Origin of the sequence: Streptomyces caatingaensis, assembly GCF_001187435.1 — a bacterium.
Lineage (GTDB): Bacteria > Actinomycetota > Actinomycetes > Streptomycetales > Streptomycetaceae > Streptomyces > Streptomyces caatingaensis.
Genome location: NZ_LFXA01000011.1, coordinates 1 through 22,511, shown reverse-complemented (window position 1 = coordinate 22,511; position 22,511 = coordinate 1). Strand labels below are relative to the sequence as shown.

The window sequence follows — 22,511 nt, the reverse complement described above, 5'->3', positions numbered from 1 at the left end:
TCACGTAGTCGGCTTGGTGATCGGGTACATCGTCCTCACCCCGCCATACTTGTCTTGGACGAGTTTGAACCACGACGTGGGCTGTCGCCCCGTCATCTCGGACGTGAGGCCTATCAGCCGCCGCGCGTCTACATCCCGCTCGAAGAAGCCACTCTTGTTCGGGCCCACAGGATGCGAGGCAAGAGACATCTCGACCAGCTCGTCAAGGTCGATGTCAGCGTCGAACACGCCCTTCTCATGGGTGACGTTCTTACCGCCGACGACATGCTTCGCCACAACGTACGCCTCGCTCTCGTCATCCAGGAGAGGCGGCATGCACTCCAACGGATTGCCCGCCATGGCAACACGTCTGATCGTCGCAGCCCTGACGATCTTGCAGCCCGCCGACGTCCTTCTCGCGTCGTTCACCCTCTTGCCGACGCCGGCAAGAACATCGCCCTTCAGTCCGGCGGCCTTGGCCGCCTTCCAGGCACCAGCGACGCCGACCCCTGTCTTCAGCGCCTCGTCAAGTTTGATGAGTGCCTTGACCGCTGCTGCAATTTTCTCGCCCGGCACGAACGCGACGGCCGCCCAAGCGCATCCGGAAGCGCTGCCATGCCAGCAGTCCACGAAGTCCTGGGTGAGCGCGCCCCAGATGCCCTTGAGGAACGCCTTGTCGACCTCCTTGACGATGTCCCAGTTCGAGAAGTGCTTGGTCATCTTCTTGGTCAGGCCCCTTTGGGTCTGGGTGCCGAGGAAGACGGTGTCGGACTTCGGGCAGCCGGCTTCGGTGGCGGGAACATCGGGATTGATGCACAGGTAGAAGCTGATGACGGCGTCGAAGCGCAGGGTGTACGTCACGTCGCAGCCGCTGTTGCCCATCCCCAGGACACACGTGGTCGACTCGGGATCGCCGTTCGGCGTGACCTTGTCCACGACATAGAAGGTGCGTTCAATGCCGGTTCCGGCTCCTGTGGAAACCTGCTTGTTCGCCTGTTTCCGCACGGCTTCTTCGGCTGCCTTCTGTGCGTCCTCAGCGGCCTTGTGCGCGTCCTTGGCAGCCGCCTCGGCAGCAGTGGCCTGGGCATCGGCCCTATCGGCGGCGGCGCGAGCGCTCTTCGCTGCCTCTTCCGCCTCGGCCGCCGCCTTGCGTGCACCTTCCGCGTCCAGCGCCGCTTGGTCGGCGGAACTCCGCGCGTCCTTCGCATGGCCTTCGGCGTTGGTCGCGGCCCTGTCCGCGGCATCGGCGTCTGCCGTGGCCTGCCTGTCGTGCTCGATGGTGCGGGCCAGTGACTTCGCCGCATCCGCTGCCGCCTTCGCCGCCTCGGCGGCATAACCGAGGGCTTCCTTCGCGGACTTGCGGGCGTCGGCGGCATGTCCGGCCGCGTCGGACGCAAGGACGTACGCGGCCTTCGCATCGCCCTTCGCCGCATTCGCAACGCTCCGCGCCTGCTCGGCCGCCTTCTTGGCGTTCTCGGCGTGCGCCTCGGCGACGGCCAATTGCTGCTCGGCGATCGCCTTCGACGACTGCCCCGTCAACACCGCCAAACCTGCGGCGTAGTCGGTCGCCATATAGGGAGAGCCGAGCTGGATCGCATCGTTCGCCGGTGCGGCAACCTGCTGTGCCGCGCTGCGGGCATCCTCTGCTGCTTGCGCGGTGGTGTGCGCGTGGCCGGCTGCCTCAGCGGAGCCCGCTACTGCCTTGGCCGCCTCGGCCTTGGCCGCATCGGCGTGCTTCCTGGCCTGGACCGCCTCCTTCTCGGCATCATCGGCCAGCTTGACAGCGGTTCGGGCCGCCATGGCCGAGTCCTGGGACGCTCTGATCGCGTCTGCCGCCGTGCTCGTCGCCGTCTTCACGGCGGCGTCCGCCCTCAGCTTGGCCGACTTCGCGGCATCGGCATCGGAACGGGCACGCTTGGCGGCGGCCTCGGCACGCGTCGCGGCCGCATCCGCGTCGGCGGCTGCCTGCGTCGCCGCATCGGCCTCGGCACGTGCCGACTTCGCGGCTACCTCCGCTTCGTTGGCGGCCTTGTCCGCTTCGTTCGCCGCCGCTCGAGCGTCCTTTGCGTTGTCATCGGATTCGTGCGCCTGGGCATAGGCGTCCTTGGCATCGGCCTTGGCCCTGGCCGCGTCCGCCTTCTGTGCCGCGTCCCAGGCGTCACTGCGCTTGGCCTGCGCCTTGTCCCGCGCCTCCTCGGCGGCCTTGCGCTTCTCCGCGGCGGTGGATTCGGCAGCCTCAGCCCTGCCCTTGGCATTCTCGGCCGTTGTCGCGTAGCCCTCGGCGCTCTTCCTGTGCTCCGCGGCCTCGGCTTGCTTCTGCGCGGCGATCTCCTTCTCCGCCTTCGCTGTTGCCTCTTCCTTCTCCGCCGCGAGACGCTTCGCGTGAGCCGTGGCCGCCGCGGCCTTCGCGTCCGCTTCGGCCTTCTCCGTCTCGGCGAGTTTGGCCCTCGCGGTGTCGCGCGCGTCCTTCGCGGCCTTGGCCTGGACCGCTGCGGCGTTGGCGGCAGCCTTGGCCTGTGCGTTGGCCTCCTGCGCGGCGGCCGTCCGGAATGCGGCCTTCGACGCTGCGGCCTGTGTCAGTGCACGTGCGGCGACGGTCGCGCTGTCCCCGGCGGCCGCACGAGTTGCGGCATAGGCTGTTTCGCCGGCCTTGGCCATCGCTTCAAGTGCAGCGGCAGCAGCTTTCGTCACCTGCGCCTTCTGCCGCCCGACCAGTAGGCCACGCCCTCTGGGGGCACCCGCCTTGTCAGCAATCGTGTAGGCGGCCTGCTCGGCGGTGTCCACGGCAGCGGCAGCCTTCTTGGCCACGGCGACCTGGGCCTTGATAAGGCCGAGCTGTTTCACCGCCTCGGCCTGGGTGGCCATGACGCCCTTCTTCGCCTGGTCGAACTCCCCCTGTTGCGGGTAGCGAAGCACATTGTCGGCGCCGTTGTGGCCGGACGGGACGATGTCGAACTTCTGCGCAGCGGTGCCGTTGCAATCCCAGACCCATGCGTCACGGCCATTGCTGAACGTATGCATATCAAGGCAGTTGCCTGTGCCAATGCTGCGCAGACTGGTCGTGCCGTGTGTGGAGTACCGCCAGTTCTGTGCCTTGGTGCCATTGCAGGTCCAAAGCTGAACCGCCGTGCCGTTCGCGGTACCGGACCCCTTGACATCCAAGCACTTGCCGGAGTCCAGGTTCCGCAGCGCGTCTCCGTCGATTACCCACTTCTGTGCACCGGTGCCGTTGCACGTGTAGAGCTGGACCGCAGTGCCGTTGGCCTTCTTCCCTCCCTGTACATCCAGGCACTTGTCGGGCGCACCGTGCGCATGCACGATCACCGGGCTGTCCCCGATCCAGCCGGGACCGCCGGGGGACCAGTAGTCCTGCCAGATAGCGAGATGGTCGGCGATCCAGGACTGGCCGAGCATCTCTCCCAAGGACTTGGCTCCTGCCGCCAGGGCCCTGGTTGCAGCATGGTTGGCGCTGAGAATCTGATTGCGCTGGAGGGCCTGCGAGGCGATCTCCTGCTGCCATTCCTGCGATGCTGCCGCAACTTCCTTGCCGAGGACCGCGCTCGGGTCGGGCGGGGTGCGCCAGGCGCAGGTGGCGAAACGGGACTTCAGGTCCTCGACTGCGAGCCGGAACTCAAGGCTGCCCGGCTCGGGCACGGTACGCGGGAACCCGCCGGCAGTGAGGAAGATTCGCGCGTCGTCCGCACCCGTCGGATCCATCGACCAGTTCACCAGACGCTCCCACGCCTGGCGTTCGGCGAAGGCCTGCTGCCACTGCGGGTTCGGGAGCCCCGGATCCGGGTCCTTGCCGTAGAGAGGGGTACCGACATCCTTGACGGCCTTGACCGTCACGTCGTCCGCTCGAGGTGTCGGATCCTTGTAGAAGTCGCCCTCGTCCTTCCAGAACTGCTGCCCGAGCCACCGTGACAGGCCAGTCTGGTCGAAGAAGTCATCTCCTATGGGGAGCCCAGGGGGCACGTGGAACCCGGACTCACTGAACCCGTCCGGGGTGGACAGACCGGCCAGCGGTATCTTCCAGGCTTGGAGACGGTCGTCGACAGCTCCTTCCTTGGCCGCGATCTCTTTGTCCTTATCGAATGCTTTGGCAAGCGGGGTGTGCTCCCAGTACTGTCGGTCCGCCGCCAAGTGCAGTTTGTCCGGTGACTGGTTCAGCGCATCCTGCGCATGGGCGAACATGGTCGGCCCGCCCGTGCGCAGCACGGTGGCCATCAAGCACTGGTCCTGCCTCAACTGTTCGGCGGCGCTTGCATCGAAGCCGTCGTAGCTGTCCCCTGCCGGCCGGGCATCCGTAAGCCTGTCGAGCGCATCCGGCCGTACGACCAGAGCAGCCAGAACAGCCAGTGCCAGGAGAACCATGGCGGCCGCAGAAGCGAGATGGCCCGGTCTTCGCGATGCTGGTACAGGAATCCCTGATCTGAAACGCAACCTTGTCCCCTCTACATAAGAAGGATGAGCTGTGAGAATCCAGCCGAACTGAGAGGGGCGGCCAGGCCAAGGAGGTGCGTGAACGACGTTCTTTCTCTGCGAGGCGAAGGCCCCGACACCCTGCAATGCGGGCCGCTGGTACGTCAGTTGACTGGCAGGCGGGCCCGGAAGAACGATCCGAGCCCGCCGAGCGCGGCGATCACCTTACGTACCGGTACGTGGGAGACACAAGGGGTTACAGTGCCGACTTCAGGGATACGTCCCATCCGTGATGTACACCTTCATGTTCGGGATGGTGAGCGTCCCGCCGAACTGGCCCGCCTGGCGGACCTTGACGTTCGTGTAGCTGATGGGGATCGGCAGCTTCAGGCCGGGGATGAGGGGTGGGGGGTGCGAGGCATTGACCGTCATCGGGATGCCGAGGAGCTTGCCCTTCAACTCCTCCGTGTAGAGGGTGACTTTGCCGCCTCTGATCGTCGGGACCTCCGGGCCCGGGCCGCGCTGGTGGAAGACCTTGCCCCGGTCGTTCACCAGCGCGTGGAGGTCCTTGATGTCCAGGCCGTCGGCCGTGAACTTCACGACAGACTTCTTCTTCCCGCCGGTCGTGGTGATCTCCTTGATCCCTTCGTAGGTCAGCCCGCGCAGCGTGAGCTTGCTGGCCTCCAGGAACCAGGGGTTGTCGGCGAAGGCGGGCTGCGCCTTGTCGGGCCCGGCCTTGGAGGTCGGGCAGGGCTTGGGGGTCTTCTCCCCAGTGGCCGTAGGCGTGGGCGTGGGCGTCGGGGACGAGGGCGTCGATTGTGTCGGTGATGGTGACGCGCTGCCGGACGCGTCCGGGGTCGGGGTTGCCTCCGGGGTCTCCGGGACGTCCAGGGACTTGCGGGGGCGAGGCGTCGCCTTCGCCGTGGGCGTGGGGGACGCCTTCTTCGCCGCGTCATCGGACGGCGTCGGGGTGGGAGTTGGGGTCGGCGTCGGCGTGGGGGTCGGCGTGGGCGTCGGGGGCGGCGAGGCCGTCCTGGACGGGAGGGGCCACGGGATCGGGGGCAGCGGGAGCCGTCCCGGGAGTTTGCCGCGGTCCCGCTCGGCGGGGCTCTCCGTGGGGGACGGCGTCGATGACGGCGTCGGCTGCGGCTTCGCCTTCGGGGAAGGTGACGGCGGAGGCGTCGTTCTCCCGGGCGACTTGGGCTTCTCCGCCCTGCCCTCGTCCTTGTCCTTGTCCTCGGCGTCGGCGGTCCGGCTCGCGTCCGGGCTCGGCGACGACGCATCGGGCGACGGGGTGCCGGGCGTCGCGCCCGGCGACGGCGACGTGCCCGCAGACGGAGAACCCTCCGGCTTCGTCAGGCAGAACGCCTCGCCGAACGGATTCGGCGGCTCCACCGGCTTCGCCTGCGCCAGTTGGGGCGTGAAGCCCATCCCCATGAGCACGGCGGTGGGCATCGCCGCGAGGGCTATAGCCTTGCCGGCGGGCATGTGCAACCGGGCCAGCAGCGGCCTTCTCGGCGCGGCGTGGCGAGGACCCGTCTTCGCCCCCGGGGCTTCGCCGGTGGACTCAGTGGACTCTGTGGACACGGTGGCCCCATTCATTCCTTCAGCAGGGACGGACCGCCGGGCGCGGCCGATGCGCCGGAGGGCCCGTCGTCGGCGGCGCCCGGCGGCTCGTCCGCCGGTTCCTCCTCGACCGGCTTCCCGGGCGCCCAGGACACGCCCAGCCCGCCGCCGACGAGCGCCAGCAACAGCCCGATGATGAAGGCGCCGAAGTTCGAGACGACCAGGGAGACCAGCCCGAGCAGGATCGTCGCGACGCCCGCGAAGACCCTCGACTGCGGCTGGAACCACATGGTCAGACCGAGGACGATGAGCAGCACCCCTATGATCAGCGAGCCCGCGCCCGCCGTCGTGGCCAGGCGGATGTGCAGGTCGCCGAGGGTCATGGTCTGGTACGGGATGTACATGATCGGGATGCCCGCCAGGATGGTCCACAGCCCGCCCCAGAACGGGCGCCTCCCCCGCCATCCGCGAAAGGCGCAGCGGGCGCGGCCAAATGAGCCTGAGCCTGACGGCAGGGATCGCGTGTCGGCGCTCATGCGTAACGCTCCTCGGGGCTGACGAAAGGTGGTTCGGACGCTCAAGGCAGCCGGTTCCGGCGGGAGTTGCCGTCCGGGCGCGGAGGACGGACCGTCCCGCTCCCCACGCCCGTCCGGTCAGTCGTCCGGCCTCTTCAGGACCTTCGGGTCGAAGCACTCGTTCTTCCCGAACTTGATGTCCATCTTCAGGCCCTTGAGCTCGAAGGTGCCCGCCGAAGTCGCCCATGCCTGCTGCTTGGCGTTGGTGAAGACGACGCTCTTGGCCTGCTGGGCGAAGGAGCCGGGGACATAGTGGTCGCCCTTGGCCGGCCCGGGGCCCTTGGGGGCGTTGTCCACCGGAACGCCGATGTCGATGTCCTCGAACTTGGCGTTGGCGTTGAGGATGTCGGCGTCGATGTAGAGGTTGCCCGCCTTGACCTTGTCCGCTTCATCCGGGCCCTGTCCGGCCCGCAGTTTCATCGACACGTCCTTGTTGATGACCGGGACGCGGACGGACACCGACTGGCACAGGTTGCTGATCGTCGCCTCATGGACACCGACGACCACGACGGGGTGGGCGCCCTGCTTGTTCTGGTCGAGGGATCCGTACTGGACGAAGCCCTTGCCCCTCATCTCGCCGGCCTCGATCTGGAACTGCTGACCCGAAACACTGAACGACGCCGCCAGCGCGCCCTGTGCGATCGCCATCGTGACCGCGGCCGCCGCGCCGACGCTCGGGACCATGACGACGGCGAACCGCTTCCATCTGGTCCCACCGCGTGCCTGGGACTTCATGACTTGCCTCCTTCTCGGACGTACACCCCGGGCAGGGGCCGGTGTCGGCCCCGGTCCGGGGTGGGAGACGTGCTACGTCCTCGGGAAGGGGAACGCCGCGGCGCGCGACGGCGTCCGACGCCTAGCCGCGACCGGTGCACCGACGATCACCCCCGAGCGACAACCACGTGGCCACGCCTGTGCGCAACCTCCGGGACAGGCCCAGCCGTTGGCGGCGGGGACCCCCCTGTCCCACGGCCGGCGGACGGCCGCCGGCCGGCCCGGTGGGGACCCAGCTCCCGTGACCCCGGCGGGATGCCGGGCCGCGGTGCTGGACCGGGTGCCGCCGATCGTGGTGCATTCGGGAGCGGGGCACAAGAGGTTCATTACTAGCGAGTAATTCGAAAGGTGAACGGGAGGGGGCACCCCCGCATCCGGCGGACACGGCACGTGTCCGGCCCCCGCCTCACCCGGGGGTGAACAACGGGAAAAACCCGGGCGAATACCCGGGCTTCCCTTACCCACCGTAACGGCGGGCGCGTTTATAAAGATTTGATATAGCGCGACCGGTGTTTCCCCTGGGTCAGAACAGGGCACGGGACAGCGCCGTGCGCGCCGCCGAGACCCGCGGGTCGTCCGCGCCGATCACCTCGAAGAGCTCCAGCAGCCGGACGCGCGCCGCGTCGCGGTCGTCACCGGCGGTCCGCCGGATGACGTCGATCAGCCGCCCGAAGGCGTCCTCGACATGCCCGCCGACCAGATCCAGGTCGGCCGCCGCGATCTGCGCCGGCACGTCGCCGGGCGCCTCGGCCGCGGCCTTGCGCACCTGCTGCGCGTCCATGCCCTGGACCCGCTGGAGCAGCTCCGCCTGGGCCAGGCCGAGCTTCGCCTCCGGGTTGGCCGGGTCGTCGGAGAGCACGTTCTTGTAGGCCTGGATCGCACCGCCCAGGTCGCCCTTGTCGAGCGCCTCGTGGGCCGCGCCGAGCGCCGCGTCGTACGGACCGGCGGGAACCGGAGCGGCGGCGGCCTCCTCGCCCCCGGCCTCCGCCGGCGCGCCGACGATCCCGAAGCGCTCCTCCGCCACCTGCACGAGCTGGTCCAGCACCTGCTGCACCTGGGCCTTGGGCTGGGCGCCCTGGAACAGGGGCAGGGCCTGGCCCGCCACGACGGCGAAGACGGTCGGCACCGACTGCACCCCGAACTGCTGCATCAGCAAGGGGTTCTTGTCGATGTCCACCTTCGCCAGGACGAAGCGGCCCGCGTACTGCGCGGCCAGCCCCTCCAGCACCGGCATCAGCTGCTTGCAGGGCCCGCACCATTCGGCCCAGAACTGAATGACGACGGGCACCTCGGCGGAGCGCTGGAGGACGTCCGCCTCGAAGTTCGTCTCGTCTGCGTCGAAGACCAGGCGCCCGGCGCCGGCCGCCGGCGCGCCACCGCGGCGCGCGGCCTCGGCCCGCGCCTGCTCGGCCTTCTGCTTGGCCTCCCCGGCCGCCTTCACCGCGGCGAGGTCGACCACTCCACTCATGGACATGTTCCGTGGCTGCATGGTCCTATCCTCCCCCTTCCGCGGCGCGATCGGAAAAGTACGCAGCGGAATCGGCAACGCCAGGTCCCCACCCGGCGCCCGTGGTCGTCGCTCGGGCCTCTTTCGCTACGGGTCGTAGCGTAACGGGAAGGGCGGGCGCGGCGGCAGGGGGCCTCGGCGGATCCCCCGGTGATCTACCTCATACCGGCTTGACTACCCGGCGGTAAGGTCGGCCCATGACCCCTCCACCCCCCGGCTCCCCCTCCGGCGCACGCACCGGCCGGCCGCGCAGCGCCGCGGCCGACCGCGCGATCCTGGACGCGACCCGGGCCGCCCTGGTCGAGCTGGGCTGGTCCAAGCTGACCATGGGCGACGTCGCGGCGCGCGCCGGAGTGGCCAAGACCACGCTCTACCGCCGCTGGGCCGGCAAGAACGCGCTCGTCGTCGACGCCGTCGCCGACCTCTTCGACGAACACCTCGAACTCCCCGACCGCGGCAGCCTCCAGGCCGACATCGAGGGCGTAGTCCTCCGCTTCGCCGCCCTCCTCGACCGCCCCGAGACGAAAACGGCCCTGATGGCGGTGGTCGCCGAGTCCACCCGCGACGAGGCCCTCCGCGAACGCATACGCTCCGCCATAGTCGACCGCCAGAAGGGCCTCGTCCTCCTCGGCCGCGAACGCGCCCAGGCCCGCGGCGAACTCCCCCGCGAGGACGAGCCCGCCGCGGCCGCCCGCACCGCGGACCTGATCTTCGACGTGATCGCCGGCGCGGTCGTCCACCGCACCCTCGTGAGCGCGGAGCCCGTGGACGGGGAGTGGGCGCGGGGGTTCACGGCGCTGCTGATCGGGGGGCTGGCGGGGGCGGCGGCGGGGCTCCCGGGGCGGTGACGCAGGGGTGGCGCCGGTCGGTCAGGACACGCGTTCCGCGAAGGCGAACACGGCGCTGCCCGCGACGTGGGACGGTCCTTCGAGGGGCCGCCCGTAGCGCCGGGCCACGTCGACCATGGGCTCGTCCCGCGTCCGCCAGGAGAGCCCGGCCAGGCGCTCGCCGGGGGTGGGGCGTTCGTCGGTGTGGATGAGGGTTTCGAGCTGGGCGGCCCACTCGCGCGAGCGGCCCGAGACGCCGTCGAGCGCGCCACGCATGTCGGGGTAGTACTCCACGGCGAGGAGGCTGCCGGGGGCCGAGAGCCGGTGGATCTCCGCGAACAGCGCCTCCTCGGCCTCCGGGGGGAGGTAGGGCAGCAGCCCTTCGGCGAGCCAGGCGGTGGGGCGGGAGCGGTCGAAGCCCGCGTCCTCCAGCGCGCCCGCCCAGTCGTGTCGCAGGTCGACGCCGACGGGGCGGTGGACGGGCACGGTCGGGGCCGCGCCGTGCCCGCGCAGGACGTCCAACTTGAAGCCGAGGACGAGGGGTTGGTCGATCTCGTAGCAGACGGCGTCCGCCGGCCAGCGCAGCCGGAACGCCCGGGTGTCGAGCCCGGAGGCCATGACGACCGCCTGGGTCACCCCCGCCTCCGCCGCCCGCTCGAAGTGCTCGTCGAAGACGCGGGTGCGGACACCGGCGTACGTGGCGAACGCGGGCCAGCCCTCCGCCCCTTCGAGGCCCTCGGCCTCGGCGGCGCTGGCCGGCAGGGGATACGGCGGGCGGGCCGCCTCGACGAAGCGGCCCGCGTAGGGATCCCTGGCCAGGGCGTCGGGGCGACTGGACTCGACGGCTCTGGCGGACGCCACCGCCAGGGCCGTGATGCCGACTCCCGAGACGATGTCCCACTGTCGTTCCGTGCTCATGAGCACCTCCCGGAACGATTGAAGCAGCCCGTCAGCCGCCGAGACACCCCTTGAGCGCCGCCACCAGACGCCCCGCCCGCTCGTCGCCCTCGCCGATCATGCGGTTGGCGACGTAGCCGAAGCCGACGCCGAACTCGTCGTCGCCGAAGGCGAGATGGCCGCCGGCGCCGTCGTGGCCGAAGCTGCGGGGACCGAGCATCGGGACCTGGGGGGCCGAGTCGAGGTGGAAGCCGCTGCCCCAGCGGACGCCCAGGTCGGGGAAGCCGGACCAGGAGACGCCGGAGGACTGGACGCGGAGGGCGTCGGTCACGGTGTCCTCCGACAGCAGGCGGCCCGTGCCGGTGACGTCCGTGACCGCCGCCGCGTACGCCGTCGCCAGGCCGCAGGCCGTGGAGACGCCTGCCGTGCCGGGGATCTCGGCGGTGAGCAGGGCCGGGGAGTTCCAGCCACGGGGGTCGTCCACACCCGGGAAGACCAGCTCGCCGTTCATCGTCAGGATGCGGGCGAAGAGGGAGTCCGGCGGGAGCTGCGGGGCGGGGCCGTCGGCCGCGAGGCGGGCCAGGCCCGGGAGTTCGGACGCCGGGACGCCGATCCAGGCGGTGAGGCCCAGGGCGTCGGCGAGCGCCGAGCGGAAGAACGCGCCGGGCGTCAGGCCGGTGACGCGGCGGATGACCTCGCCGGCCAGCCAGCCGTAGGTGTGGCCGTGGTACTCGTGCGCCGTCCCCGGCTCCCACAGCGGCTTCTGCTCCTCCAGGGCGCGGACGACGGGCGTCCAGGCGAGGATCTCGTCGAAGGACGGGGTGGCGTCCAGGACGGGCAGGCCCGCGCGGTGGCCGAGGATCATGCGGGTGGTGATCCCCTCCTTGCCCTCGCGGGCGAACTCCGGCCAGTGGCGCGCCACGGGCGCGTCCAGGTCGAGGCGGCCCTCCTGGGCGAGGAGGTGGACGAGGAGGGCGACGACGCCCTTGGTGACGGACATGACCGGGACGGGCGTGTGCTCCTCCCAGGCCCGGCCCGTGCGCTCGTCCGCGACACCGCCCCACAGGTCGACGACCTTGCGGCCGCCGACGAAGACGGTGACGGCCGCGCCCAGCTCCGTCGTCCCGGCGAAGTTGCGCGCGAAGGCGTCGGCGACTGCGCCGTACCCCTCGTCGGCGTGGCCGTGGCACTGCATGTCCTGCTCCCCCTGGTTCCGAACGAATGGCCTGGTCACCCTATGCGCCACGACCGGGCCACTCGAACGAATTACCGGGGCGGCTCAGAAGCCCGCCGGCTCCGTGTACGTGCCCCACTCCCCCCGCAGCGCGTCGCAGATCTCGCCCAGCGTGGCCTCGGCGCGGACCGCGTCCAGCATGGGGGCGATCATGTTGGAGCCGTCGCGGGCGGCGGCGAGCATCCCGCCGAGGGCGGCGGCGACCGCCGCGTCGTCCCGGGCCGCCCGGCGCCCGGCCAGGACGCGGACCTGCTCGCGCTCGACCTCGTGGCTGACGCGCAGGATCTCCAGGTCGCCGGTGACGGAGCCCGTGTGGCAGTTGACGCCGACGACCTTCTTGTCGCCCTTCTCCAGGGCCCGTTGGTAGCGGAAGGCGCTCTCGGCGATCTCGCCGGTGAACCAGCCGTCCTCGATGCCGCGCAGGATCCCGGACGTGACGGGGCCGATGGGGTGCCGCCCGTCCGGGTGGGCGCGGAGGCCGCGCTCCTTGATCTGCTCGAAGATCTTCTCGGCGTCGGCCTCGATGCGGTCGGTGAGCTGCTCGACGTACCACGAACCGCCCAGCGGATCCGCGACGTTGGCGACGCCGGTCTCCTCCATCAGCACCTGCTGGGTGCGCAGCGCGATCTCGGCGGCCTGCTCGCTGGGCAGGGCGAGGGTCTCGTCCAGGGCGTTGGTGTGCAGGGAGTTGGTGCCGCCGAGGACGGCGGCGAGGGCCTCGACGGCGGTGCGGACGACGTTGTTGTACGGCTGCTGGGCGGTGAGCGAGACGCCGGCGGTCTGGGTGTGGAAGCGGAGCCACTGCGCCCTGTCGGTCCGGGCGCCGTAGACCTCCTTCATCCAGCGGGCCCAGATGCGGCGCGCCGCGCGGAACTTGGCGATCTCCTCGAAGAAGTCGACGTGGGCGTCGAAGAAGAAGGAGAGGCCGGGGGCGAAGGAGTCGACGTCGAGGCCGCGGGAGAGGCCGAGTTCGACGTAGCCGAAACCGTCGGCCAGGGTGTAGGCGAGCTCCTGCGCGGCCGTCGCGCCCGCCTCGCGGATGTGGTAGCCGGAGACGGAGAGGGGCTTGTACGCGGGGATCTCGCGCGCGCAGTGCTCCATCAGGTCGCCGATCAGGCGCAGATGGGGCTCGGGGCCGAAGAGCCACTCCTTCTGCGCGATGTACTCCTTGAAGATGTCCGTCTGCAGTGTGCCGTTGAGGACGGACGTGTCGACGCCCTGGCGTTCGGCGGCGACGAGGTACATGCAGAAGACGGGGACGGCGGGGCCGCTGATCGTCATGGAGGTGGTGACGTCGCCGAGCGGGATGTCCTTGAAGAGGATCTCCATGTCGGCGGCGGAGTCGACGGCCACGCCGCAGTGGCCGACCTCGCCGAGGGAGCGGGGGTCGTCGGAGTCCCGGCCCATCAGGGTCGGCATGTCGAAGGCGACGCTCAGCCCGCCGCCGCCGTTGGCCAGGATCATCTTGTAGCGCTCGTTGGTCTGCCGGGCGTTGCCGAAGCCGGCGAACTGGCGGATGGTCCAGGTGCGGCCGCGGTAGCCGGTCGCGTACAGGCCGCGGGTGAAGGGGTACTCGCCGGGCCAGCCGATCCGCTCGAAGCCCTCGTAGGTGTCGCCGGGGCGGGGGCCGTAGACCGGCTCGACCGGGTCGCCCGAGAGCGTGCCGAAGTCCGCCTCGCGCTTGCGGGCCGCGTCGTAGCGGGCCTGCCAGCGGGCGCGGCCCGCCTCGATGGATGCTGCGTCCATGGTGGTGCCGTCCGCCTCTCCGCGTTCCCGCGTGGGTCTCCACTTACTAGGACGTCCTAGTAAAGGGTCGCGCAAGAACGCCCCGGACACAAGGGGCGTCCGGGGCGGTGTCGGAAGGGCTCAGACCTTCGCCGGGGCGGCGGCCCCGTCCACGAGGAGGGGCTCCAGCTCGCGGGTGGCCTTGCGCTCGACGAAGAAGGCCGCGGTGGGGATCGTGCCCGCGATCAGCACCCAGGCGAGCTTGCCGAACGACCACTTGGCCTTGGAGCCCATGTCGAAAGCCAGGACCAGGTACACGACGAACAGCCAGCCATGGGCGATGGCGACGACGCGCAGGGGGCCTGCGACACCGTCCATGCCCAGCCCGTACTTGGCGATCATGCCCAGCGTCAGGAGGAGCAGGAGGACACCCGTGATGTACGCGAGGGCGCGGTAGCGGGTCAGCACGGCTTTCTTCATGACGTCGAGCGTAGCGGTACGTTCCGGGCGGATCTTGACGACCCCCGGGCGGGCGCTACACCTCTTCGCCGGCGTCGGGGGATTCCGCGGCGTCGGGGGATTCCGCGGCGTCCGGGGATTCCGCGGCGTCCGGGGATTCCGCGGCGTCCGGGGATTCCGCGGCGTCCGGGGATTCCGTGAAATCGCCGGCCGCGACGCGGAGGGGCCGCAGCATGTCGAAGATCGCGCCGCACTGCCCGGCGTCGTAGACGCCCAGCCCGAAGTCCATCGCCATCAGGTCGCGGGTGGCCGCGTCCACGACCTCCCGGCCCTTCTCGGTGATCGACGCGAGGGTGCCGCGGCCGTCGCGGGGGTTGGGGCGCTTGTCGACGAGGCCGGCCGTGACGAGGCGGTCGACGGTGTTGGTGACGGAGGTGGGGTGCACCATCAGCCGCTCACCGATCTTGGACATCGGGAGCTCCCCGGCCCGGGAGAAGGTGAGGAGGACCAGCGCCTCGTAGCGGGCGAAGGTCAGCCCGTACGGCTTGACGACGGCGTCCACCTGTCCGAGCAGGATCTGCTGCGCCCGCATGATCGAGGTGATCGCGGCCATGGAGGGAACGGCGCCCCAGCGCTGCCGCCACAGCTCGTCGGCGCGGGCGATGGGGTCGAAGGGGAGGCTGAGGGGCTTGGGCACGTCATGAGCGTACCGCCAGGCGATGTTGCGCTCGGGGCCGTCTCGGAGTCCGGACCGTGCGCTTCAGGGGGTGCCCGGGGCCCCGGCCGCGCGGGGCCGGGGCGGAGTGCCGGAGGGACGGTAAGGGGGCGCGGAGGGGGCCACTCCCCCCGCGCCGAGGGGGCTACTTCCCCCGCGCGGAGCGCAGATGGTCGGCCACCGGCTTCAGGGAGGCGTGCAACGCCCGCAGCCCCTCCGGCGAGAGCAGGTCGATGAAGTGCTCGCGCACGGACGCCACATGGTGCGGCGCGACCTTCCGCATCGTCTCCCACCCCTGCTCGGTCAGCACGGCGAACAGCCCCCGCCGGTCCGACTCGCAGTTCTCCCGCCGGACCAGCCCGGCGTTCTCCATGCGGGTGATCTGGTGCGAGAGACGGCTCTTGGACTGGAGGGTGGCCGCGGCGAGGTCGCTCATCCGCATCCGGTGGTCCTCCGACTCGGACAGGTTGACCAGGATCTCGTAGTCGTTGTTGGTCAGGCCGAACGGCTGGAGGTCCCGTTCGAGCCGGTGCATCAGCAGCCGGCTGACGTCCAGGTGAGCCCGCCAGGTGCGCTGTTCCTCGTCGCTGAGCCAGCGTGTGCCGTTCTCGGTGTCCATAGAGAGATTCTACCTAAGAATGTTGAAAAGCGGACCAATTGGGAGGGGAGGAAGCCGGAACGAGAGGTCAAGCGTTCGACGTCACACTCCGCAGGGTACCGCTCACAGTCCGAAGCGGCGCTGGAGGTCCCCGAGCTGGCCGGGGAGACGCGGTGTACTTGGCTGGTTCGCAGTCGTTGACGGCGTCCCGCCCTGCGGGACACCGGCCTCGTCCGGCGGCGTCCCCGTGGGCCGCTCCTCCATCAGCCGCTCGCTGGACTGCAGCAGCACCGTCCCCGCCCCCACGAACTCGAACTGGTGCTCCTCGCCGGACGCCCCGCCGAACCCGGTGAGCATCCGCACCCCGCCCAGCACGCCCCGCATGTACTGGTGGTCGTAGTGGTGGCAGGGCGACGGGCAGTCCGCCCAGCCCACCAGCGCCTGCGGGTCCACGCGGATCGGCGGCTCGGCGAAGACCACCGGACCGTTGGACGCGGCCACGAACTTCCCGGTCCCGATGAGCGTCACGAACCCCGGAATGATCGACTGCTTGAGCGCCAGCGACGGCTCGAACGCCAGCAGATTGCCCGAGCGAACGGTGAGGTTGCCCTCCTCCAGGTCGTAGGAGTTGACGTCGAACGCCCGGTCCGCGAGCACCATCCTGCCGTGCCCCTCGGCCACCACCCAGTCCTGCGCGTGCAGCGGCGAGTGGAAGCTCGCCTGGATGATCCGGTCCAGCGGACCGTGCCCGATGCCGTGGAAGGCGATCTGCCCGAAGTAGGCGACCATCTTCCCCTTCTGCAGGAACCACTGGCCGTTCAAGTCCACGCTGAACGCGTAGGGGTTGACGTTGTCGTTGACGGGCAGCGTCTGCGCGTCATGGATGACCGGGCCGTTCACAGCTTCTCCTCCGACGCCTGCACGTACACCGTCCCGTTGCCCGACAGCTCCAGCTGGAACGCCTCGCCCGAGCCGCGGCCGACGAACTCCCGCCAGCCGAGCGCCGTCGAGAGCTTGTTACGGACGTCGCCGCGGTGCGCGACGTACGCCTGCGGGTCCACGTGCACCGGCCGCCCGGGGTGGATCGGCAGCTCGATGAAGCCGCCGTGGGCCATGACCGCCACCGCGCCGTGACCCGAGAGCGTCGTGGTGAAGAGGCCCTGTCCGGTCACCTGGCCCCGCACCATGCCCATCACGCCGCCCTGCGACCCCATGAACATCGTGCCCTGCTGGAGGGAGCCGTCGAAGGCCAGCAGCCGGTCCGCCTCCACGTAGAGCGTCTCGCCGGAGAGTTCGATCACGTGCACGTGGTGGCCGCCGTGGCCGAACATCACCGAGCCGTTGCCCTCCACCGTCATCAGCGGCGTCGCCTCGCCCGCGACGCGGCGGCCGATCATCCCCATCACACCGCCCTGCCCGCCGGTGATGCTGGGCGTGAACGACACGTCGCCCGTGTACGCGATCATCGCGCCGCGCTGGCTGAACAGCCGCTGCCCGGGGACCACCTGGGCCTGCACCAGCCGTGAGTTGAGGAGCCGGAACGCCATCACACGTCACCCCCGAACGTCGTCCGCTCGCTCGGCTGCACGTACACCAGCCCGTCGCCCTCGAACCGGATCTGGAACGCCTCGCCCGACCCCTCGCCGAGGAACGTGCGGAAGTTGACCCCCGACTGGAAGTGCTGCCGGAGCCGGCCGGTGTGCGCGATGTACGCGCCCGGGTCCACGGACAGCGGCGTCTGCGGCGTCACCCGCAGCACGATCGCCGTGCCGTCGGAGAGGAGCGCCGCCTGGCCCGTGCCCTCCACGGTCGTGGTGAACAGACCGTTGCCCTGCGAGGCGCCGCGCAGGCCGGTGAAGCTGGTGCCCGTGCGCAGTGTCGCCTCCGTGCACAGCAGGTTGCTCGCCTCGACGTACAGCGTCTCGCCGGTGAGGCTCACCAGGTTGATCTCGCTGGCCCGGTCCGCGAAGTAGCAGGTGCCGTGTCCCTTCACCTCCATCACGGTCATCTGCTCCCCCGTGAGGCGGCGGGTGACCATGCCGCGCAGGCCGTCACCGCCGCCCGTCATCTTCTTGAACGTCATGTCGCCCTCGTACGCGACCATGGACCCGTTCTTGGCCTTGACCGCGTCGCCCGTCATGTCGACGGCGAGGACCTTGCTCCCCTGGAGCCGAAACTGTGCCACGGACCGGAACGTTAGCGAGCGTCCCGGCCGCTGTGACAGGCCCCTCATTCCACGAGGGCCGCCGGATGCGACAATGGTCCGACTTGTGAATGTACGCGCAAGCTGTCTCGACCGTCCGTCCGCCCTCCCGAGCAAAGGTGTGCTTCCCCGTGGACCTCAAGACCGCCTCCGCCCTGCGCCGGCTCCGACTGGTCTCCGCCCCGGAGGCCGTTTCCTTCCTGCTGCTGATCGTCTGCTCGGTCCTCAAGCGGACCACCGACTTCAACGCGGTCCCGGCGATGGGCATGATCCACGGCGTTCTGTTCGTCATCTACGTGCTCTTCTGGGCCGACGCCTGGAACCGCACCAAGTGGAACCCGAAGACCGCCGCGCTCTACTTCGTCCTCTCCGTCCTGCCGACCGGCGGCTTCTTCGCCGACCGCATGCTGCGCCGCGAGGCCGAGGCCAGTGTCATGGCCGCCCGCGCCCGCAAGGAGGGTGTGGTCAACGCGTGATCGCCGCCTTCTCCATCACACCGATCGGCGCCGGCGAGGACGTCGGCGCGTACGTCGCCGAGGCGGTCCGCGTCGTCCGCGCCTCGGGGCTGCCCCACCGCACGGACGCGATGTTCACCTCCGTCGAGGGCGAGTGGGACGAGGTCATGGACGTCGTCAAGCGCGCCGTCGAGGCGGTGGAGGCCCGCTGCGGCCGGGTCTCCCTCGTCCTCAAGGCCGACATCCGCCGGGGCGTGACCGACGGGCTGACCAGGAAGGTCGAGACGGTCGAGCGCTACCTCGGCGGCGGGGACGGGCAGGGCTGACGGACAGGGCGGGGCGGGGGCTCATCCCTGGGTGAGGCCGGCCACGAGTTCGTCCGCGGCCGCGTACGGGTCGAGGGAGCCGGACACGACGCGCGCCGCCAGCGCGCCCAGCCGGCGGTCGCCCGACAGGTCGGCGATGCGGGAGCGCAGCGCGGCCACGGCGAGGCGTTCGATCTCGTGCGCGGCCCGCGCGGTGCGGCGCTCGGCGAGGACGCCCCGCTCCTCCATCCAGGCGCGGTGCTTCTCCAGGGCGTCGATGACCTCGTCCGTGCCCTCCCCCCGCGCGGCGACCGTCTTGATGATCGGGGGACGCCAGTCGCCGGGCGCGCGGGCCTCGCCCAGGCCGAGCATGTGGTTCAGCTCGCGGGCCGTCGCCGCCGCCCCGTCGCGGTCGGCCTTGTTGACGACGTAGAGGTCGCCGATCTCCAGGATCCCGGCCTTGGCGGCCTGGATGCCGTCGCCCATCCCCGGCGCCAGCAGCACGACCGTCGTGTCCGCCTCCGAGGCGATCTCCACCTCGGACTGGCCGACCCCGACCGTCTCGACGAGGACGACGTCGCAGCCGGCCGCGTCCAGGACGCGGATGGCCTGGGGGGCGGCCCAGGCGAGCCCGCCGAGGTGGCCGCGGGTGGCCATGGAGCGGATGTAGACGCCGGGGTCGGAGGCGTGGTCGGACATCCGGACGCGGTCGCCGAGGAGGGCGCCGCCGGAGAACGGCGAGGAGGGGTCCACCGCGAGGACCCCCACCCGCTTGCCGCGCCGCCGGTAGGCGGAGACCAGCGCCGAGGTGGACGTCGACTTGCCGACGCCCGGCGAGCCGGTGAGGCCGACGACGTACGCGCCGCCGGTGAGCGGCGCCAGCGCGGCCATCACCTCGCGCAGTCGCGGGGACGCCCCCTCCACCAGGGAGATCAGCCGGGCCACGGCCCGCGGGCGGCCGGCCCGCGCCTGTTCCACCAGGGTGGTGACGTCCGCCACGGCGGCTCCCCCTACTTGCCGTTGCCCGGGACGCGGATGATCAGCGCGTCGCCCTGGCCGCCGCCGCCGCACAGGGCCGCCGCGCCCGTCCCGCCGCCGCGGCGCCGGAGCTCCAGCGCGAGGTGGAGCACCGTACGGGCGCCGGACATGCCGATCGGGTGGCCGAGCGCGATGGCACCGCCGTTGACGTTCAGCTTTTCCGGGGACACTCCCAGATCCTTCATTGACTGCACCACCACGGCGGCGAACGCCTCGTTGATCTCGATCAGGTCGAGGTCTTCGACGGTGAGCCCCTCCTTGCCGAGCGCGTGCAGGATCGCGTTGGACGGCTGGGACTGCAGCGAGTTGTCGGGGCCGGCGACGTTGCCGTGGGCGCCGATCTCGGCGATCCACTGCAGGCCCAGCTCCTCGGCCCGGGCCTTGCTCATGACGACGACGGCGGCGGCGCCGTCGGAGATCTGCGAGGCGGTGCCGGCGGTGATGGTGCCGTCCCGGCCGAAGGCGGGCCGCAGCTTGGCCAGGCCCTCGACGGTGGTGTCGGGGCGGACGCCCTCGTCCTTGCTGAAGACGACGGGCTCGCCCTTGCGCTGCGGGATCTCGACGGGGGTGATCTCGGCGTCGAAGAGGCCGTTCTTCTGGGCGGCGGCGGCCCGCTGGTGGGAGCGCGCGCCCACCTCGTCCTGCTCGGAACGGCGGATGCCGAGGCGGGTGTTGTGCTTCTCGGTGGACTCGCCCATGGCGATGCCCTCGAAGGGGTCGGTGAGCCCGTCGTGGGCCATCGCGTCGAGCATCTCGATCGCACCGTACTTGTGGCCCTCGCGGGACTTGGGCAGCAGGTGCGGGGCGTTGGTCATCGACTCCTGGCCGCCGGCGACGACGATGTCGAACTCCCCGGCGCGGATGAGCTGGTCGGCCAGCGCGATGGCGTCCAGGCCGGACAGGCAGACCTTGTTGACGGTCAGGGCGGGGACGCTCATCGGGATGCCGGCCTTGACGGCCGCCTGGCGGGCGGGGATCTGCCCGGCGCCGGCCGTGAGGACCTGACCCATGATCACGTACTGCACCTGGTCGCCGCCGATGCCCGCCCGGTCCAGCGCGGCCTTGATGGCCAGGCCGCCGAGGTCCGCGGCGGAGAACGTCCGCAGCGAGCCCAGCAGACGGCCCATGGGCGTCCGCGCGCCCGCGACGATCACGGAGGTGGTGCCGGTCGAACCGTTCGTGCCAGACATGGACGGGGCTCCTTCGGGCGGGGGTTGACGTCGGTGTCGAGGGTGGTTTCGTCAATGTACTGAGCGGTACCCACGCGGTCACCGGCCCGTCGGTGTGATCGCGCGCACGTTGCGTGACGGCTCCGCGCGGCGGTGCACTGGTCCCATGCTGACGCGTATCGACCACATCGGGATCGCCTGCACCGACCTCGACGCCACCGTCGAGTTCTACCGTGCCACCTACGGCTTCGAGGTGTTCCACACCGAGGTCAACGAGGAGCAGGGGGTCCGCGAGGCCATGCTCAAGATCAACGGAACCTCGGACGGGGGCGCCTCCTACCTCCAGCTCCTCCAGCCCCTGCGCGACGACTCGCCGGTCGGCAAGTGGCTGGCGAAGAACGGCGAGGGCGTCCACCACATCGCCTTCGGCACCGCCGACGTGGACGGCGACGCGGAGGCGATCCGGGACAAGGGCGTACGCGTGCTGTACGACGCCCCGCGCACCGGATCGATGGGATCGCGCATCACCTTCCTGCACCCCAAGGACTGTCACGGGGTGCTGACGGAACTGGTCACCTCCGCGCCCCGCCCGGCCGAGGAGCACTGACCCACCCCCGCCCCGGCCGGTAGAGTGCAGGTTCGGCCGGGGTACGGGTGGGGCCCGGCCCAGGCTGTGCCGATGATCTGACACCATTTCTTCGGAAGGGCGGGCTCCGGGTTCCACCACCACGCACGGGGCCGGCCACCGACGCGACCAGGGACGGATGGACCGCGCAGTGCGGGGCTACGAGCGCCAGGACAGCCAGCGGGCTGAAACCGACCACCTCTCGCAATTCGAGGCCGAGATGGAGCGGCTGAAGAAGGAGCGGGAGAAGGCGGTCCAGCACGCCGACGACCTCGGCTACCAGGTCGAGGTGTTGCGCGCCAAGCTCCACGAGGCGCGCCGCGCCCTCGCCCACCGTCCCGCGTACGACGCGGCCGGACTCGACTACCAGGCCGAACAGCTGCTGCGCAACGCGCAGATCCAGGCCGACCAGCTCCGCGCGGACGCCGAGCGCGAGCTGCGCGAGGCCCGGGCCCAGACCCAGCGCCTCCTCCAGGAGCACGCCGAGCGGCAGGCCCGCATGGAGGCCGAGCTGCACGCCGAGGCCGTGGCCCGGCGCCAGCGGCTGGACGAGGAGCTCAACGAGCGCCGGGCGACCGTCGAGTCGCACGTCAACGAGAACGTGGCCTGGGCCGAGCAGCTGCGCTCGCGCACCGAGGCGCAGGCCCGGCGGCTGATGGAGGAGACCCGGGCCGAGACCGAGCAGACGCTCGGCGCCGCCCGCGCCGAGGCCCAGCGGCTGACCGAGCAGGCCCGCACCCGGCTGGCGGCCGCCGCCGAGGAGGCCCGGCCGAAGCCGAAGCGATCCTGCGCCGGGCGCGCACGGACGCCGAGCGGCTGCTGACGGCCCGCGTCCCAGCAGGCCCAGGAGGCCACCGACCACGCCGAGCGGCTGCGCACCGAGGCGGGCACCGAGTCCGACCAGGCGCGGACGGCCGCCGCCGAGCTGACCCGGGCCGCCGAGGCGCGGATGCAGGAGGCCGAGACGGCGCTGCGCGAGGCGCGCGCCGAGGCGGAGAAGCTCGTCGCCGAGGCCGAGCGCACCGCGGCCGGCCGGCTGGCCGCCGCCGAGGCGGAGAACGAGCCAGCGCACCCGCACGACGCGGGCGGAGATCGCCCGGGTCGTCGGCGAGAAGACCAAGGAGGCCGAGGCCCTGCGGGCGGAGGCCCAGCAGCTGCGCGACGACGCGGCGGCCGAGGCCGAGCGGCTGGTCGCCGAGACCGCGGAGAAGGCCCGCAGCAAGGCAGCCGAGGACTCCGCCGCCCAGCTCGCGAAGGCCGCCCGGGCCGCCGAGGAGATGCTGGCCAAGGCGTCGGAGGACGCCCGGGCCGCCACGAAGGCCGCCGCCGAGGAGGCCGAGCGCATCCGCACGGAGGCGGAGGCCGAGGCCGAGCGGCTGCGGGCGCAGGCGGAGGAGTCCGCCGAGCAGCTCAAGGCCGGCGCGAAGGACGACACCAA

Annotated in this window: 20 protein-coding genes and 1 pseudogene; 5 read left to right on the top strand and 16 right to left on the bottom strand. The window is 71.0% G+C overall.

The features are described 5' to 3' along the window. From AC230_RS17600 to AC230_RS17580, 5 genes are all read right to left on the bottom strand, one after another. Complete coding sequence (locus AC230_RS17600; RefSeq protein WP_053161231.1) at positions 1 to 4,353, bottom strand: ricin-type beta-trefoil lectin domain protein; 4,353 nt, start codon at positions 4,351 to 4,353, stop codon at positions 1 to 3. Between the two features lie 318 nt (positions 4,354 to 4,671). Further along, positions 4,672 to 5,856, bottom strand: coding sequence for a hypothetical protein (locus AC230_RS32615; RefSeq protein WP_206743348.1), 1,185 nt, complete (start codon positions 5,854 to 5,856; stop codon positions 4,672 to 4,674). Between the two features lie 143 nt (positions 5,857 to 5,999). Further along, on the bottom strand, positions 6,000 to 6,503 hold the full coding sequence (locus AC230_RS17590; protein ID WP_049717231.1) for a DUF6114 domain-containing protein: 504 nt from the start codon (positions 6,501 to 6,503) through the stop codon (positions 6,000 to 6,002). A gap of 117 nt (positions 6,504 to 6,620) precedes the next feature. After that, positions 6,621 to 7,277 carry a DUF6230 family protein gene (locus AC230_RS17585; RefSeq protein WP_049717230.1) on the bottom strand — a complete coding sequence of 219 codons (657 nt, stop codon included), beginning with the start codon at positions 7,275 to 7,277 and terminating at the stop codon, positions 6,621 to 6,623. A 562-nt stretch (positions 7,278 to 7,839) separates the two neighbouring features. Beyond that, on the bottom strand, positions 7,840 to 8,805 hold the full coding sequence (locus AC230_RS17580; protein ID WP_049717229.1) for a tetratricopeptide repeat protein: 966 nt from the start codon (positions 8,803 to 8,805) through the stop codon (positions 7,840 to 7,842). Between the two features lie 215 nt (positions 8,806 to 9,020). Here AC230_RS17580 and AC230_RS17575 point away from each other — a divergent pair, with 215 nt between their 5' ends. Then, on the top strand, positions 9,021 to 9,671 hold the full coding sequence (locus AC230_RS17575) for a TetR/AcrR family transcriptional regulator (protein WP_049717228.1): 651 nt from the start codon (positions 9,021 to 9,023) through the stop codon (positions 9,669 to 9,671). 21 nt (positions 9,672 to 9,692) lie between these two features. On the opposite strand, the gene AC230_RS17570 is transcribed toward AC230_RS17575, so the two are convergent. The 9 genes from AC230_RS17570 to AC230_RS17530 form a co-directional block, all read right to left on the bottom strand. Next, complete coding sequence (locus tag AC230_RS17570; protein WP_049717227.1) at positions 9,693 to 10,568, bottom strand: SAM-dependent methyltransferase; 876 nt, start codon at positions 10,566 to 10,568, stop codon at positions 9,693 to 9,695. A 31-nt stretch (positions 10,569 to 10,599) separates the two neighbouring features. Next, complete coding sequence (locus AC230_RS17565) at positions 10,600 to 11,742, bottom strand: serine hydrolase domain-containing protein (RefSeq protein ID WP_049717226.1); 1,143 nt, start codon at positions 11,740 to 11,742, stop codon at positions 10,600 to 10,602. An 84-nt stretch (positions 11,743 to 11,826) separates the two neighbouring features. Beyond that, on the bottom strand, positions 11,827 to 13,527 hold the full coding sequence (locus tag AC230_RS17560) for a coenzyme B12-dependent isobutyryl-CoA mutase large subunit (RefSeq protein WP_049717225.1): 1,701 nt from the start codon (positions 13,525 to 13,527) through the stop codon (positions 11,827 to 11,829). 120 nt (positions 13,528 to 13,647) lie between these two features. Continuing rightward, entirely contained in the window at positions 13,648 to 13,986 is a 339-nt protein-coding gene (locus AC230_RS17555; protein WP_049717224.1) for a DUF3817 domain-containing protein, read from the bottom strand. A gap of 55 nt (positions 13,987 to 14,041) precedes the next feature. Continuing rightward, positions 14,042 to 14,662 carry a MarR family winged helix-turn-helix transcriptional regulator gene (locus tag AC230_RS17550; RefSeq protein WP_078871340.1) on the bottom strand — a complete coding sequence of 207 codons (621 nt, stop codon included), beginning with the start codon at positions 14,660 to 14,662 and terminating at the stop codon, positions 14,042 to 14,044. Between the two features lie 163 nt (positions 14,663 to 14,825). Further along, positions 14,826 to 15,299: a MarR family winged helix-turn-helix transcriptional regulator gene (locus tag AC230_RS17545; RefSeq protein ID WP_049717223.1), complete on the bottom strand. Its 474-nt coding sequence runs from the start codon at positions 15,297 to 15,299 to the stop codon at positions 14,826 to 14,828. Positions 15,300 to 15,401: 102 nt separating this feature from the next. Next, the gene (locus tag AC230_RS17540; protein ID WP_049717222.1) at positions 15,402 to 16,178 is read right to left on the bottom strand and encodes an AIM24 family protein; all 777 of its coding nucleotides are present in this window, start codon (positions 16,176 to 16,178) and stop codon (positions 15,402 to 15,404) included. After that, complete coding sequence (locus AC230_RS17535) at positions 16,175 to 16,825, bottom strand: AIM24 family protein (protein ID WP_049717221.1); 651 nt, start codon at positions 16,823 to 16,825, stop codon at positions 16,175 to 16,177. The genes AC230_RS17540 and AC230_RS17535 overlap by 4 nt, the downstream gene beginning before the upstream one ends. Next, entirely contained in the window at positions 16,825 to 17,511 is a 687-nt protein-coding gene (locus AC230_RS17530; RefSeq protein WP_078871339.1) for an AIM24 family protein, read from the bottom strand. Before AC230_RS17530 ends, AC230_RS17535 begins: the two co-directional genes overlap by 1 nt. 101 nt (positions 17,512 to 17,612) lie before the next feature. Between AC230_RS17530 and AC230_RS17525 the strand changes: the two genes are divergently transcribed. Beyond that, positions 17,613 to 17,957 carry a DUF3817 domain-containing protein gene (locus AC230_RS17525; protein WP_049717219.1) on the top strand — a complete coding sequence of 115 codons (345 nt, stop codon included), beginning with the start codon at positions 17,613 to 17,615 and terminating at the stop codon, positions 17,955 to 17,957. Then, on the top strand, positions 17,954 to 18,262 hold the full coding sequence (locus AC230_RS17520) for an MTH1187 family thiamine-binding protein (protein WP_049717218.1): 309 nt from the start codon (positions 17,954 to 17,956) through the stop codon (positions 18,260 to 18,262). The genes AC230_RS17525 and AC230_RS17520 overlap by 4 nt, the downstream gene beginning before the upstream one ends. 21 nt (positions 18,263 to 18,283) lie before the next feature. On the opposite strand, the gene meaB is transcribed toward AC230_RS17520, so the two are convergent. Together meaB and AC230_RS17510 are read right to left on the bottom strand one after the other, a co-directional pair. Further along, a complete protein-coding gene (gene meaB / locus AC230_RS17515; RefSeq protein WP_049717217.1) occupies positions 18,284 to 19,240 on the bottom strand; it encodes a methylmalonyl Co-A mutase-associated GTPase MeaB in 957 nt (318 codons plus the stop codon). Between the two features lie 11 nt (positions 19,241 to 19,251). Then, complete coding sequence (locus AC230_RS17510) at positions 19,252 to 20,469, bottom strand: acetyl-CoA C-acetyltransferase (protein ID WP_049717216.1); 1,218 nt, start codon at positions 20,467 to 20,469, stop codon at positions 19,252 to 19,254. Positions 20,470 to 20,614: 145 nt separating this feature from the next. On the opposite strand from AC230_RS17510, the gene mce reads away from it, so the two are divergent. After that, positions 20,615 to 21,055, top strand: a complete 441-nt coding sequence (gene mce / locus AC230_RS17505; RefSeq protein ID WP_049717215.1) for a methylmalonyl-CoA epimerase — start codon at positions 20,615 to 20,617, stop codon at positions 21,053 to 21,055. 169 nt (positions 21,056 to 21,224) lie between these two features. Beyond that, a pseudogene (locus AC230_RS17500) lies at positions 21,225 to 22,511 on the top strand (hypothetical protein); the annotation flags it as partial.